13 protein-coding genes are annotated in these 14,127 nt (G+C 45.0%); 6 read left to right on the top strand and 7 right to left on the bottom strand.

What is annotated here, in order from left to right; all coding sequences use genetic code 11:
• Nucleotides 1–123: 123 nt before the first annotated feature.
• Nucleotides 124–690, top strand: coding sequence for a DUF924 family protein (locus QUA16_RS01400; RefSeq protein WP_333101642.1), 567 nt, complete (start codon nucleotides 124–126; stop codon nucleotides 688–690).
• 336 nt (nucleotides 691–1,026) lie between these two features.
• On the opposite strand, the gene QUA16_RS01395 is transcribed toward QUA16_RS01400, so the two are convergent.
• Both QUA16_RS01395 and QUA16_RS01390 read right to left on the bottom strand, forming a co-directional pair.
• A complete protein-coding gene (locus QUA16_RS01395; protein WP_333101643.1) occupies nucleotides 1,027–2,373 on the bottom strand; it encodes a sorbosone dehydrogenase family protein in 1,347 nt (448 codons plus the stop codon).
• A gap of 305 nt (nucleotides 2,374–2,678) precedes the next feature.
• Nucleotides 2,679–3,179 (bottom strand): autotransporter, encoded by a 501-nt coding sequence (locus tag QUA16_RS01390; protein WP_333101644.1) that lies wholly within the window; start codon nucleotides 3,177–3,179, stop codon nucleotides 2,679–2,681.
• Nucleotides 3,180–3,990: 811 nt separating this feature from the next.
• Between QUA16_RS01390 and QUA16_RS01385 the strand changes: the two genes are divergently transcribed.
• The 5 genes from QUA16_RS01385 to QUA16_RS01365 all read left to right on the top strand — a co-directional run bounded on the left by QUA16_RS01385 (nucleotide 3,991) and on the right by QUA16_RS01365 (nucleotide 8,897).
• Nucleotides 3,991–4,626 carry a L,D-transpeptidase gene (locus QUA16_RS01385; protein ID WP_333101645.1) on the top strand — a complete coding sequence of 212 codons (636 nt, stop codon included), beginning with the start codon at nucleotides 3,991–3,993 and terminating at the stop codon, nucleotides 4,624–4,626.
• 151 nt (nucleotides 4,627–4,777) lie between these two features.
• Complete coding sequence (locus QUA16_RS01380; RefSeq protein ID WP_333101647.1) at nucleotides 4,778–4,903, top strand: hypothetical protein; 126 nt, start codon at nucleotides 4,778–4,780, stop codon at nucleotides 4,901–4,903.
• 271 nt (nucleotides 4,904–5,174) lie between these two features.
• Nucleotides 5,175–5,621, top strand: a complete 447-nt coding sequence (locus tag QUA16_RS01375; protein WP_333101648.1) for a hypothetical protein — start codon at nucleotides 5,175–5,177, stop codon at nucleotides 5,619–5,621.
• Complete coding sequence (locus QUA16_RS01370; RefSeq protein WP_333180988.1) at nucleotides 5,584–6,186, top strand: AAA-like domain-containing protein; 603 nt, start codon at nucleotides 5,584–5,586, stop codon at nucleotides 6,184–6,186. Before QUA16_RS01375 ends, QUA16_RS01370 begins: the two co-directional genes overlap by 38 nt.
• A gap of 77 nt (nucleotides 6,187–6,263) precedes the next feature.
• The gene (locus tag QUA16_RS01365) at nucleotides 6,264–8,897 is read left to right on the top strand and encodes an ABC transporter substrate-binding protein (protein ID WP_333101649.1); all 2,634 of its coding nucleotides are present in this window, start codon (nucleotides 6,264–6,266) and stop codon (nucleotides 8,895–8,897) included.
• Between the two features lie 257 nt (nucleotides 8,898–9,154).
• On the opposite strand, the gene QUA16_RS01360 is transcribed toward QUA16_RS01365, so the two are convergent.
• The 5 genes from QUA16_RS01360 to QUA16_RS01340 form a co-directional block, all read right to left on the bottom strand.
• On the bottom strand, nucleotides 9,155–11,023 hold the full coding sequence (locus tag QUA16_RS01360; RefSeq protein ID WP_333101650.1) for a tetratricopeptide repeat protein: 1,869 nt from the start codon (nucleotides 11,021–11,023) through the stop codon (nucleotides 9,155–9,157).
• A 72-nt stretch (nucleotides 11,024–11,095) separates the two neighbouring features.
• A complete protein-coding gene (locus tag QUA16_RS01355) occupies nucleotides 11,096–11,947 on the bottom strand; it encodes a Uma2 family endonuclease (protein WP_333101652.1) in 852 nt (283 codons plus the stop codon).
• A gap of 2 nt (nucleotides 11,948–11,949) precedes the next feature.
• Complete coding sequence (locus tag QUA16_RS01350) at nucleotides 11,950–12,147, bottom strand: hypothetical protein (protein ID WP_333180981.1); 198 nt, start codon at nucleotides 12,145–12,147, stop codon at nucleotides 11,950–11,952.
• Nucleotides 12,148–12,612: 465 nt separating this feature from the next.
• A complete protein-coding gene (locus QUA16_RS01345; protein WP_333101654.1) occupies nucleotides 12,613–13,014 on the bottom strand; it encodes a HEAT repeat domain-containing protein in 402 nt (133 codons plus the stop codon).
• Nucleotides 13,015–13,060: 46 nt separating this feature from the next.
• Nucleotides 13,061–13,927 (bottom strand): HEAT repeat domain-containing protein, encoded by an 867-nt coding sequence (locus tag QUA16_RS01340; RefSeq protein WP_333101655.1) that lies wholly within the window; start codon nucleotides 13,925–13,927, stop codon nucleotides 13,061–13,063.
• Between the last annotated feature and the right edge of the window lie 200 nt (nucleotides 13,928–14,127).

The following is a 14,127-nucleotide window of genomic DNA, read 5'->3' as shown; positions in this document are numbered from 1 at the left end:
TTTGGGTGGAGTCATCTTTGGTAATCATTAATCGCTGCGGTTTGTAGTTGGACAGATAGCGCATTTTGTGCAACTACAGACACAGAAGCTTTAATCAACAATCAATCGCCTACTAGATTGCTAATGAATGAAGTTTTAGATTTTTGGTTTGGTCGATCGCACTCTCCTGAGTTTGGCAAAGTCCACAAGAAATGGTTTGAAAAAGATGCGGATTTTGATGCAGAAGTGCGATCGCGCTTTCTGCCGCAATACAAACTAGCCGCCTCCGGTAAACTCGACTCATGGCAAGATTCCCCCGACAACTGCCTCGCATTAATTATACTGCTCGATCAATTTCCGCGCAATATGTTTCGCGGAACGCCCCAAGCATTCGCCACAGACAGCAAAGCTTTAGCCACCGCCGAATACGCTGTTAATAATAAATTCGATCGCCAATTGGTGACTGTACAAAAATTATTTGTTTATCTGCCTTTTCAACACAGCGAAAATTTAGAAAACCAGCAAAAATCTGTCGAACTATTTCGCCAACTCAGCGGCGAACCTGACAGCGATTCACTCATTGAATACGGGATGCAGCATTTAGAAATAATCGAGCGTTTTGGGAGATTTCCCCACCGCAATCAAATTCTCGGCCGCGAAACAACTCCCGAAGAAGCCGAGTTTCTGAAACAACCCGGTTCGGGATTTTAAAGCGCGATCGCAAAACCTCGATCGTTGTGATATATTCGAGACTTGTAGAGGCGGTTTTAGCGCGCAATCAGAACCAACAGCCATCTCTTTACAAAACCCGCCGCAACCCAGCGAATCTCAAATTGAATAGTGAAATTATGTCCGGTCGAGCGACCCCGATTTTGGTAGGGGCGGGTTCACCAACAATACCTGCCAATAATTGACCATCTCAAAAACCCGCCCCGACCGGGATATTATGGTTAATCGATCGGACATGATATGAAATTAGAAAAGAAGATAAATTCTTGATTCAACAAAAAGTATACGAGGGTGAAGAATTTATCGATCGCCCAATCGTCAGCGGCGATACTGCACCCGATAAATCCGGTTGTTCGCTTCCTCAGTAAACAGCAAACTCCCGTCAGGTAAAACCAGCAAACCAACGGGCCTCCCCCAAGTTTTCGGGCCCGACGGATCTGTGAGAAAACCAGTCAGAAAATCCTCATAATAACCTTGAGGGCGTCCGTTCGCGGCATTAAAAGGTACAAACACGATTTTATAACCAGTTCCAGCGTTCCGGTTCCAACTGCCGCGAAACGCCACAAACGCCCCGTTAATAAATCTTTTGGGAAACGTTTTGCCGTCGTAAAACTGAAGCCCCAAAGCGGCCGAGTGCGCCTGAAACAGCACGTCTGGCATTAATGTTTTAGCCGCTAAATCAGGTCGATCGCTATTGCCGTTTCTGGAGTGGCGCGGGTCGAGCAAATTCGGCTTAAAATAAGTGTAAGGCCAGCCGTAAAACTCGCCTTGACGAATTCTTGTCAAGTAATCCGGCACCAAATCATCTCCCAAACCGTCACGTTCGTTGACTGTCGTGTAGAGTTGATTGGTTTTTGGGTGAAAATCCAATCCCACCGGATTTCGCAAACCCGAAGCAAAAATTTGCTGGTTCTTGCCGTCCAAATTCATCACTTGAACAGACGCCCTCGGCAGCGGTTCGACATCGGCATTAGACTGCGATCCAACTGAGACGAAAAGCTTGCTATTGTCGGGGGAAACGACAACATTTCGCGTCCAGTGTTGGTTGTAGCCGCCGCCCGGTAAATCGGCAATTTTTTGACCAGTACCTGTCAATTGTTCCTGCCCTTTTGTGTAGGGAAATCGGCGGACTTCAGCGGTATTTCCGAGGAAAAAATAGCGCTCGGCAAAAGCCATGCCAAAGGGAATATTTAACCCGTTTTGGGCATTTGCAAAAGTTTTGCGAACCTCAGCAACGCCGTCGCCGTTGGCATCTCGCAACAGCGTAATTCGATTCTGCCGGGTTTCTGTTACCAAAACATCGCCTGTCGGCGTCAAAGCTAGCCATCGGGGAGCGTCTAAATTGTCAGCAAAAACGTTGACGACAAAGCCAGGAGGCACTCGCAGCACTGGCGATGCGGGAATCGGTATTACTTGAGGAGGTTTTGAGGCGCTTTCGCTGGCTCCTGGCTGCGGCAAAGTAGTTGCAACAATACGGATTGGCTGCGGCGACAGCGGTTTGGTCGGTACAATTTGATTTGTCCCAACATTTGTCACCGGTGCACGGGAGGGAATTTGCGAGACGGGGCTGTTGTCGCCCACAGCAGGGGCGATCGCATCTGTAGCTCGATCGCACGCAATCATCGGCAACAGCAGAATTAGCAGCAAGAAATGCAGGTAATACATAGCAGCGATTTCTCCACAATTGCTGGACAATTCTATTATTCTAACTGCTATTAAACAGCTAAGCCACCGCCGGCGCGGTGGCTTAATTCCATTTACTGATACCAGTTGCAAAAAAGAATGCAATTGTAGGCCTGTGCTCCCAACTTTGAGCTCGATCAGTCAATCGATTTTAGATTTTAGATTTTAGATTGAAGAACGCGATCCCACGAATGAATCCGGGGGCCCCGGATCAAATTGCTTGATCGTCATTGCCAATTCCCAATCGAAAATCAAAAATCTCAAATCGAAAATGGTATAGCCTAGCTCTACCAAAGTCCTCTCACAGGAGCCGGACGAGGAGCCGGAGCCGGAATTGGACGGGGAGCCGGCATCGGAGCCGGACGAGGAGCCGGACGAGGAGCCGGACGCGGTGGCGGTTCTGGAGCCGGACGCGGTGCCGGTGCTGGGGTTGCGGGACGAGCAACCGTTGTGGCTACGACCTTATAATCGGGGATCACCGCGATATTTTGTATCTGAGATCCGGCGACGGTGGCTCTGACTTTCATTCCCGGTACTAGGCCAATAATTCTCAGGACGCATCTTTGAATCCTGAGAGTCCTGTACGGCGTGTTTTCTTCGCGAATAGTTACTACATCGCCGACAATATCTTTGACAAAACCGACAATGGTTGTAGTGTTTGCTGTGGTGGTGGTCTGCGTTTGGGCTATTTGAGTTGCAGGGTTAGCCATCGCAGGATGTACTGAGACCGCCGAAATTAGCACCGACAGTGTTGCACCTGTCAATAATTTGATGTTCTGAAGACGCATTGAAACCTCACATTAACTGCTATTCAGGGTTGGGTTTGCTTCCGCTGCACGAAAGTCCCAACTTCTATACCTAATCCAGTTTAATCCCCAGAGTAGGAAATTTATGACAATCTCAAAAAAAGATTATCGAACAAGTATTGAAAGACTAAATTTTACATCATAAGTTCCCGATTTACAACAAGTTCAGCGGTTTGCATCTCTAGAGTGTTGCCGTGATATATTGAGTTTATTCGATCGACCGTAGCAGTTTTTTTCCGCAGACCTAACTGTTGCTGGGAGGAACTCTACCCAAAGACAGATTGTGCTTGCCGGATACTGCAGCGCCATAGTTTGAATACTCGATCGCCCGCTGGTCATTGCTAAAAAATCAAATTAGTCGGAGGTAAAATTTAATCATTTTCTGGCAAGATGTACGCATAAACCGGGTTTTGTAACGACATTCTATTGCGTAACTCGACTGAGCAGCTTATAAAAACCTTGTTGTTTTGGTATTATTGCCTAAGCTTTGTGTTGAGTTACAAGTGATCGGTGGTGGAATTTCAACTAAAAACTGTGCAGCGCAGTTGCCGTCATTCGATTTTAGATTTTAAATTTTAGATTTTAGATTGACACCACGGATAAATCCGGGGGCTTGAGGATGCAAGGATTTTGGATTTGGGATTGATTCCACGGATAAATCACGTGGCGGGTATCACCTTTGAAATTCTTGGTCAAAAAGCCATCTCAAAATTTTTCGGATCGGGTGCGGTTGGCGGATAATTAGATAGGAACTTTGTAGGAACTGCTGGTTAGGAGTTTAGCGAACAAAAAAATGGTGAACAGCAAATTGTTATTTAATAAGCTAATTGTGCTTAGCTTGAGTGCAGCCGCGCTGTCGGTGGGCATACAGCAGCAGGCGACGGCCGAAGTTGTGGCTAATTCAAGTAATAGTGCGATCGCAGCGCAGCGGCCCACATCCGAGACACAATTGCCGAATCTCGGAGCCCCAGAACTGCCGCCCTTGGGAGAACCATTTCGTTATATTCCCCAGGAACCAAAGCCTGCGGTAAATCCTATTGAGGAAGTGCGTTTAGTGCTGAAATTGCGAGAACGCCGCGTCTATGTTTACCGACAAAATAAGGTGCAAACCAGTTTCCCGGTTGCTGTGGGAAAAGGTGGCTGGGAAACTCCTACAGGCAATTTTAAAGTTATTCAAATGATCAAAGATCCAGTTTGGCAAAATCCTTGGACAGGAGAACTTATTCCTGCGGGGCCAGACAATCCATTAGGGAGTAGGTGGATGGGGTTTTGGACGGATGGCAAGAATGTGATTGGTTTTCATGGTACTCCGAACCCAGAGTCGATCGGGGGGGCGGCTTCTCACGGTTGTGTCAGAATGTTTGACAAAGATGCACAGGCTTTATTTGAGAAAGTCGCCGTTGGCACACCGGTGATAGTTGAGCATTAGTTATTAGCAAGTATAAAAACATCAATTCCCGGCGATTGAAATCGCGGCTACACATACAAAGTCCGCCTACGCGGACTGAAGAATTTCTTAGTCCGCGTAGGCGGACTTCGTTTGTATAGTAGCGGTTTCAACCGCCGAGGGATCAAGGGGTGTGGTTTCAACCGCCGAGGGATCGAGTAACGAACCCGGATTTGACCAAATATTCGATCGCACCTTGGCGGCTGGTTGGATAGTTGAAAAGCGATCGGGCATTTTCCCCGTTGGTACCGCATTTTGAATACCGCACCAATGTCAGCACAGAATTGCCTAAAGATTTCTTTACCCTCCGGATCGGTTGTGCGACTCAATGATAATACTAAAAGATTAAGGTAACAAACAAAACAAGGTATCAGCAGCTATTGCTTCTAGTAATGGTGAAGCTGACTACGATATATCATTAATTTCACAGGAGTTAGGCTCGCATGAACTCAAAGCAAAGGTTAGCTCAGTTAAAAACAAACTTAAAGTTGCTATACGAGAAACTTGGCGAGATGGAAAAGGATCTCACCATGACTGCAGACCCAATGCAAGCAATCAGCATCAAACAGCAAATTCGAGAGCGAGTTTTACCGCAAATTCGCAAGTACGAGGAGGAGCAGTCTTGGTGGCGTCTGGCAGAAGATGCACGCTATTGTGAATTGGCAGAAGTGGATGCGAGTAATGCCATCATTGAGGTTCGCCCGAAAGTTGAAGAAATTGTGAACAAATCCAGTGCCAACTATCCCGATGACTTGATGCGGAAGTTGCAGGAGATTCTCGACACGCTGAATGAACAGCAGACACCTGCAGCAGCTAAGCTGATAGCCGCTGTGCATCTTATACCTGGGATTCTGTCTTGTGAGATGGAACTTGGTACAGAAATCTCGTTTACAAGCGTATTTGAGGGAATTAAACAACTGTTAAAAAAAAACAGTACCAATAGAGTCACCAGTTCCACCCACACTACCAGCAATTGATCCGCGTAGTCCTCAATCAATTCCCCCAGAAGCATCAGTTGTACGCTCACAACTTTATCAGGCGATTGAGCAACCAGGGGCATTAATATGCGTAAAAACTTCCAGACCCAGGGCCACAATCTATTTAATACCCAATGAAATTATCAAGGTTCACACTCCGAAAAACTATAAAGCAGTTCGCGTGAACTTTCAGTGGGCAAACAATGATTTAACCCACTCAGATCAGTTATTGCAGTGGTTCTGTGCCCAAATTACGTCGGAACTTCAGCTACAAAATACACTAGCTGAGTCTTGGCAGGGAGAAAGATCGAGCAACATGAACTGTACTGACTATTTTGAAAAATACCTGTTACCGAAAATCCCAACCGCCCTTGTCTTGGTCTTGTATAACGTGGAGTTGATTCTTGAAGATCGAGCGAGCGATGACGACTTTTTTCGATTGCTGAAAGCTTGGCGTAATAAGGCTGCAAACAACAAGATTTGGAAAAAACTGCGGTTGGTAATTGTGTATTCTCAAGACCACAATCCGCCTTTTTCTGTAGGAGTAGTAATTAATTTTTTATAGCCAGAAGCGAGACAATGAGGTTTCACATTTGCATGATTTGTATCAACAGTCTTTCACAGTAATTGGAGAATTAATTGATGTACGAATTATCAGGAAATTTACCCCTAAATTCGCCCACATACGTCGAGCGTGAGGCAGATGAAAGCTTATACAAAGCATTGATCTCAGGAAATTTTTGTTATGTCTTGAGTCCGCGACAAACTGGCAAATCAAGTTTGAAAGTGAGAACAATCCAACGGTTGGAAACACAAGGGTTTGATTGTATTGATATTGACCTTAATATGATCGGCAAGGATATCACAATAGATCAATGGTATGCAACGGTGATCGATCGTCTGGCAACACGCATAAATCCCCCCGATTTTAATGTCACTAGCTGGTGCAATCTTTATCGTGAACAGTCGGCGGTGTATCGATTGAGAAAATTTATTGAAGAGAAATTGGTTCCTCATCCCAACAAGATTGTCATTTTTGTAGATGAAATCGACTCTGTGCTCAGTAATAGCCTCAATGGCAAGCTAGATGATTTTTTCGCATTGATCCGAAGTTGTTCTAACCAAGGGGCTAGTCAACCAGAATTCAAGCGTATAACTTTCGTGCTGTTAGGGGTAGCTACTATCTCAGAATTGATCGCAGATCCAAAGATCACCTCGTTTAATATTGGTACGGCTATTGAGCTTAACGGCTTTCATCTGGAGGAAGCTGAACCTTTGCTTCGGGAATTAGAGAAGAAAGTTAGTAATCCCCAAGCGGTGCTGAAAGAGGTCTTAGCTTGGACGGGTGGGCAACCTTTTCTTACCCAAAAACTTTGCAAACTTATAACAAATGGTATGGAGGCATCGGGGGTTGAACAGTTGGTGCAACAGCGGATTGTCCAAAACTGGGAAGACCAGGATGACACGTACCATTTGAGGACTATACGCCATCGCATTATTAACTCCTTCTCCAGTCCGCAAAGTGGTCTATTGCTAGGGCTATATCAGCAAATTTTACAAAACAAAGAAATTATTGCCGATGCCAGTGATGAACACCAAGAATTGCTGTTATCAGGGTTGATTGTTAAACAAGATAAAAAATTAAAAGTTTACAATCCTATTTACCAGCTTATTTTTAATCTTAAATGGGTTGAGAATCAGCTACTGGATAGGCGACCTTACCAACAAGAAATAACGCAATGGCTTGCTAATCATCGACCCCCATCTAAACTGTTGCGAGGAAAAAAGTTAAATGAGGCACTCACATGGCTTGAGGGTAAAACATTAACCTCACAAGACGAGGAATTTATAAATGCAAGCCTAAAATGGAAAAAGGAAAAAAATCGGAAGTTATGGATTGGTAGTGTAATTTTCTTGCTTGTGCTTGTGGGTACGGGTGGGTTTGGCTACTGGGTTTGGCGGCATATTCAAGATGTGAATGAGCTATTATCTAGCGAAGGTGAGCGGACTCTCTTTAAGGGCATTGAAAATGCTAATCGAGATAAAGGTATTGAAGCTTTCAACAAACCTAATTATGAAGAAGCTTATAGGTTTTTTGAAAAAGCGAGAATAGCTGATCGTAAAGATCCAGAAGTAGAAATTTATTTCAATAATGCCAAAGCCTTGAAAGAGGAGAAATCAGGAAACAAGGAAAAGAAAGAATTAGTCACTCTTGCAGTAGTTGTACCTCTGGATAGTAAAGACGAAATCGCTCAGGAAATCTTGCGAGGAGTTGCACAAGCACAATATAAATTCAACGACAAAAAACAGAACCGATTCTTGAAGATTCTAATAGCTAAGGATGGGAATGACCCCAAGAAAGCAGAAGAAGTTGCTAAAAAGCTCATAAAAAACCAAGATATTATGGGAGTGATTGGACACAATACCAGTAAAGTTACGGAAGCTGCACTCCCTGAGTATCAAAAAGGTAAGCTAGCTATAATCTCCCCCACTAGCACTAGCACTACACTCATTAGCGCTAAACCGGAGAGTCAGGTTTTTTTCAGAACCGTGCCGAACGACACAGAAACTGCTAAAAAATTAGCGAGTTATGCCATAAACAACAACTACAAAAAAGTTGGTATTTGCAATAACCCTAAGAGTACATATAGTGGGAGCATAACAAAGGCGTTTAAAGACTCTTTTGAAAAAGAAGGTAGAGAAGTTGTAGGAGATCCGATTGATTTGACCTATCCTGCACTGGATGCTTCTGGCGTAGTTGCAACAATGCTTAATAATCAAGCTAATGCATCTGTATTGTTGCCAGACACAGAGAGAATTTCTGTGGCCATTGAAATTGCCAGCGCCCAGGAAAAACTAAGCCAGTCTGGAACCAAAAAGCTACAGCTACTTGGAGGGGATGCTTTGTACAATCCACAGATTTTAGAAGGCGGAAAGGCTGTTGAAGGTTTGGTTTTAGCTGTACCTTGGTTTCGAGATCAAAAAAATTCAAAAACATTTGCTGCTGAAGCTAAGGAAAGATGGAAAGGGAATGTTAGCTGGCGCACAGCAACCAGTTATGATGCGACTCAAGCTTTAATTAAAGCTCTGCCTGTGGCTCAAAAACCCTCCCGCGATGCTGTATTGAAAAACCTCAAATCTATTAATCTTACAGCAAATGAAACTTCAGGAAGTCCACTCCGTTTTGTTAACGGTGAGCGCCAAGGTCAAGAACCAGTTCTCGTCAAGGTATTTAGAGGTAGTAATGGCCTCGATTTTAAACTGGAGAATGAGTGATATCATGTCCGGTCGAGCGACCGCGGTTTTTGTAGGGGCGGGTTCACCAACAATACCTACTAATAATTGACCATCTCAAAAACCCGCCCCGACCGGGATATTATGGTTAATCGATCGGACATGATATGATAATTCCCGGCGATTGAAATCGCGGCTACACATACAAAGTCCGCCTGCGCGGACTGAAGAATTTCTTAGTCCGCGTAGGCGGACTTCGTTTGTATAGTAGCGGTTTCAACCGCCGAGCGATTTTGATATTAAATAGATTGCTGATATTTTTCCAACAACTCCGGGATGTAATCGTAGCCATCAACACCGATCGCCGGAATGATATTCCCTCGACTTTTCGCCAAAGCTTGTTTAAAAGATTCCGCCCCCATTTGACCACGCAAAATTGTCAACAAACCAGCCGATTGACGCCACTCCATCGCACCAATTTGCTCCAAAGTATACATCCCCAAACTGCCCGCAAATATCGCTTTTTCTAGTGAGTTGATTCTGTAATAAGCTTGAGCCAAGTAAGCCAAATTCAGACCTTGCAAATATAAATCCCCTGAGAATTGAGCCGCTTGCCAACCTTTGAGCAAATATTCGATCGCACCTTCAGCATTTTCCAGGGCGATTTTAGCAATACCGAGACTGCTGGAACAAAAAGCTTGACTTTGCCTGTCTCCCAATCTTTCCGATAGCAACAAACCTTGTTCCAAATAACCGATCGCACTCTCATAAACCTCTGGTTCCACTTCCTCCAACTGCCGCGCTTGAAACACTTCACTGTAACCCAAATTAGCCAGAGCATTTGCCTCGCCTTGTCGCTCTCCCGCTTGTCGTGCCATAATTAAAGCCCGCTGGCTGTAATTAATCGCTTCCTGATAATTTTTTTGAGCAACATAGTTGCGGCTGATGTGATTGAGATTGGCAACTTCGCAAGCTTTGTCTCCTTCGGTACGGGCAATTTCCAGCGCTTGCTTGTGCAGCAAGAGCGAGCGCTCGTAGGCCCCAGCCGCCTGCATCGAATAACCCAAAAGCGTCAGAATCCGAGCTTTCGCTTGAGTGCCTTCAACTCGGCGCAGCGGTTCGTCTAAATAATCCAAAGTATGACGCAGAGCTTTACCATCAAAGGAAGCAAAAATCCCGCCGTAAAGCGGAAAATATTCTCGCTGAGAAAAAGCGCGCAAAATTTGCAAAGTTACTTGAAAACAAGCATTTGCCAACTGCTCCCCGCTCTTGGTAGAATTATTAAACCCACTAGCTAGCTGACTCCAAATTACCGCAAAAGTAATGTAAGTAGAAATTGAAGCTTTTGTTGACACTTTGGAATCGTAAACTTGCTTGTCAAACCATGTCGCCAACGCCCGCTGCAAGCACTGCAAAATAATCGCCACTTCCACCAATATGCCTAAATCTAAATTCGATTGCTGGGCTGCGAATTGAACTACAGATTCACCGAGCGCAATAGTATTCAAAAGAGCCTGGGGAAAGGGACTGTTAACTTTTTTTGCCCAAAAAGCCCAAGGCCCATTTTGTTCGGGACTACCTGCAAATCCTAGCTGCTGCGGCTGATAAATCCAGCCCACAAGTTCCGGTTCCAAACGCTGCCAAGATTCTAAACCTTTGGCGATGCCGGCGGTGATTTGCTGCAAATCTTGTTCGGTTTCGGGATTAGAAGTTTGCAGCATTTGTTGGTGCAGAGATTTGGCTAATTGCTGCAATTGATCGAGAGTCAGCGGATGTTCTTTATTCGGATCGATTACTTGCAATAATGCCAGGAGGCGGGCGTTAGATTCGGCATTAACGATTTGTTGGATTGACGATGCAATTTCGCGATCGACGCGGTTATCTTTCTGCCAGCGTTCCCATTCTCCTTGGATGGTTTTGAGAGCTCGGAGGCTGCGATTTGCCTTTGCTTGTTTGATTTCGTCTTTTTCATTTCTGAGTTGATTTTCGGCGGCATCAAGGCGTTCGCCGAAACAGCGTTCAAAGATTTCGCCAGTACCGGTACTAATGTCTTGCACCAGCATTTGATAAACTTGTTCTTTGGAGCGAATTTGACCTTTGAGGGTGATTTCGACAATTTTGTCGATTAGTGCTAGGTAGCGATCGCGCAATGAGGTAGATTCAGGCATAATTTATTTTTAGTTAATAAGTTTTTATCGACAGCGCTTGCAGCTTGCACAATTTCATGCTGCTATTTAATTTTACAGCTCATCTGGATTAATGCCCATTGCTCGCAGTCGATCGGCTAAACGATTTGCTCGCTCTCTTTCTGATTCAGCTCGTTGCCTTTCAAACTCGGCTCGTTGCCTTTCTGATTCAGCTTGCTGTCTTTCAATTTCAGCTTGCTGCCTTTCAAACTCGGCTCGTTGGCTTTCCAATTGAGCTCGCTGTCTTTCAAATTCTTCTGGAGTCAGAATCAAATTGCCATTAATATCATACCAGCGCAACCACAACCTTTGATTGTGCAGGAAAGCACCTTCCCACAAACCCAAACTTAACTGTATTTCCGGTATCCAAAATCGAGAACCTGTTAACAATTGTTCGCGGTAACGGTTGCCAATTAACCGAAATACCCTCAATTGGTTGTTGTATTTGCTAAAAACAAAGTAATAAGGAATCTTCAAAATTCTTTCGTAAACCTGCCACTTAGTCGGCGGTTTGTTTGGTTCTGATTCTGTCAGTCCTAAATCTTCATCTTCCGTACCAGGTGACAGAAACTCGATCGCAATTAAAGGAGTTATTGCTTCGTCCCAAATCACGTAACTTTGGCGCAAGTCTCTGTCTTGGTAAAATCTCGAAACCCCCACAACTAAATACCAATCGGGTCTTTTGTACCAATTGGGATGGTTGGAGTCGTAGTATAGATTGAGATCGCTGGCCGAGAAGAGGCGATCGGGTGGATAATTAGAGGGGAGGCAGCTATCGCACAAAAGTTGTGCTTGCCACCGGTGATATTCGTCAGGCAAACCAGGCTCCTCCGGGTCTTCACTGGGTAGATCGTACATCGTCGGCAGCACTTTTCTTGGGGAAGATTGCGAATCTGGTATGTACATTGTTATACAATTATCCCTGCGAGATGTTCAGGAGATTCAGGCCCTACGGTAATTGTAATATTATAGCGCGATGCGATGTCTTGCTGCAGAAAGTCGGTATCTTCTGCACCGGGAATTTTATCGAGATAGCAATTTTTCACTGCTAACAAAAAGCCTGCGATCTCTTCTGATGAATTTGGGGAGGCGGCTACCTTCAACAAATCTTGCCATTAACTCTCATCTTGGCCGTTAATATATCGTGGTGAAATCGGTGAGTTTATCCTCTGTTACGCTGCGGTTTATTTGGTTTAAATAGTGCAGCCTTAACTCAAAAAAATTAGCTGGTAACTTGCCGTTTGTTGTGCCTTCTTTCTTTGCAATGAATGGGTTGCCAGAGAGTTTGGCTAGCAAAACGGTGATGTTTCTGTCGCCGGCTATTTCGGTTTTAAGGTTTCCTAGATTTTGAGCAGCCGCAGTGGCTTGATGGCCAAGTTTCCCAAGAGGACAAATATGTAAATTCCCCAGATGTAGGGATTTTTGGGAAGTGATTTGATGAAGGGGCGATTGCTTTGTTCAGCTTTGAGATCATTGATGTATAGCCTTTCGAGCTCTCATATGAGGTACTCATGGGCATAGGGCATAGGGCATAGGGCATAGGGCATAGGGCATAGGGCATAGGGCATACCTCACCACGCTTGAGAACCGCTATATACACGGAGATTTGCGATCGTTGTTTGTGACAAATTAGCTTTAGGTTCATCCAAAATTTTTAAGGCTGATTCTAGGTTTGATACAGCCTGATTTAACTCCGGTGAAGTTAGCGTCTTTGCTTTTTCTTGAAGGTGAAGAGCAATACTTAGCAAGACAGGGGCCACAGGGCTACGCACATTTGCATCGGAGTCTTTCAGCAGCGGAACTAGCTGCGGCACAACAGTTTTAGCTTCTGCACCCATACTTTCCAAAGCAGAGGCTGCACTACTACGCAGATTGGCATCGGAGTCTTTCAGCAGCGGAACTAGCTGCGGCACAACAGTTTTAGCTTCTGCACCAATCATCCTCAAAGCAGAGGCTGCACTACCTACGCACATTTGGATTGGAGTCTTTCAGCAAGACAATTAGCTGCGGCAGTGCAGTTTAAGCTTTTGCACGGATTTTATTCAAAGCAGAGGCTGTACTACTACGCACATTTGGATTGGAGTCTTTCAGCAAGACAATTAGCTGCGGCAGTGCAGTTTTAGCTTCTGCACCAATCATCCCCAAAGCAGAGGCTGCACTATTACGCACAGTTGCATCTGAGTCTTGAAGCAGGGAAATTAGCTGTGGCACAGCAGTTTTAACTTCTGCACGCATCCTTGCCAAAGCATAGTCTGCACGGCTACGCACAGTGGCATCGGAGTCTTTCAGCAACAGAATTAGCTGCGGCACAACAGTTTTAGCTTCTGCACCCATCCTTCCCAAAGCATTGGCTGCACGGCTACGCACAGTGGCATCGGAGTCTTTCAGCAACAGAATTAGCTGCGGCACAGCAGTTTTAGCTTCTGCACCCATCATGCCCAAAGCATAGTCTGCACGGCTACGCACAGTTGCATCGGAGTCTTTCAGCAACAGAATTAGCTGCGGCAGTGCAATTTTAGCTTCTGCACCCACCGACACATCTGAGTCTTTCAAGGTTTTGACAAAGGCAGGAATAGCAGGAAGACGAATTGGTATTAGAACCTCAGCAGCACTCTGGCCGACTGACAAATTCTGATCCTGCAAAGCTTCCATCCAATCAGGGATGGCGGGTTCACCTATTTTTCGTAACAGCTTAATAGCTGCATCAAGTGCCGTTTCATCGTTAGTCTTTAACTTGTCGGTGAGGGAGGCAATCTGTTTGGGATTAGCTGTGGGTTCGTCCTCAATTTCAGCCGCAGCATTGCGAGTCAACAGCAAAGGCGATGTGAAAGATAGAAACGAGAGGGCAATTACGGCAGCTAATCTTTGTCGGCAGTGCTTCGTCATGGGCTAGAATCCTTGTGTTTGATGAGCCGTCTCAGCCATTTGAATAATTGTGTATACATTCTCATCAAACTGTTTCAGGACTCCGGGGCATCTAAATTTGTGCTTGTCCGTGGTGAAATCGCCCTAAATACTGCTTAAAAAGGGGGACTTTAAGAACATTCGGCAGTCTAAGGCATAATGAGATATCTTATATTCGTTCT

Source organism: Microcoleus sp. S13_C3 (assembly GCF_036700905.1).
Classification (GTDB): domain Bacteria; phylum Cyanobacteriota; class Cyanobacteriia; order Cyanobacteriales; family Microcoleaceae; genus Microcoleus.
This window is presented reverse-complemented; position numbering and strand designations above follow the sequence as displayed.

Excerpts from the sequence above, each read along its gene's own strand:
- QUA16_RS01355 (WP_333101652.1), bottom strand. The coding sequence starts at position 11,947 with ATGTACATACCAGATTCGCAATCTTCCCCAAGAAAAGTGCTGCCGACG.
- QUA16_RS01365 (WP_333101649.1), top strand. The coding sequence starts at position 6,264 with ATGTACGAATTATCAGGAAATTTACCCCTAAATTCGCCCACATACGTC.
- QUA16_RS01375 (WP_333101648.1), top strand. The coding sequence starts at position 5,175 with ATGACTGCAGACCCAATGCAAGCAATCAGCATCAAACAGCAAATTCGA.
- QUA16_RS01395 (WP_333101643.1), bottom strand. The coding sequence starts at position 2,373 with ATGTATTACCTGCATTTCTTGCTGCTAATTCTGCTGTTGCCGATGATT.
- QUA16_RS01360 (WP_333101650.1), bottom strand. The coding sequence starts at position 11,023 with ATGCCTGAATCTACCTCATTGCGCGATCGCTACCTAGCACTAATCGAC.
- QUA16_RS01340 (WP_333101655.1), bottom strand. The coding sequence starts at position 13,927 with ATGACGAAGCACTGCCGACAAAGATTAGCTGCCGTAATTGCCCTCTCG.
- QUA16_RS01390 (WP_333101644.1), bottom strand. The coding sequence starts at position 3,179 with ATGCGTCTTCAGAACATCAAATTATTGACAGGTGCAACACTGTCGGTG.
- QUA16_RS01400 (WP_333101642.1), top strand. The coding sequence starts at position 124 with ATGAATGAAGTTTTAGATTTTTGGTTTGGTCGATCGCACTCTCCTGAG.
- QUA16_RS01345 (WP_333101654.1), bottom strand. The coding sequence starts at position 13,014 with ATGTGCGTAGGTAGTGCAGCCTCTGCTTTGAGGATGATTGGTGCAGAA.
- QUA16_RS01385 (WP_333101645.1), top strand. The coding sequence starts at position 3,991 with ATGGTGAACAGCAAATTGTTATTTAATAAGCTAATTGTGCTTAGCTTG.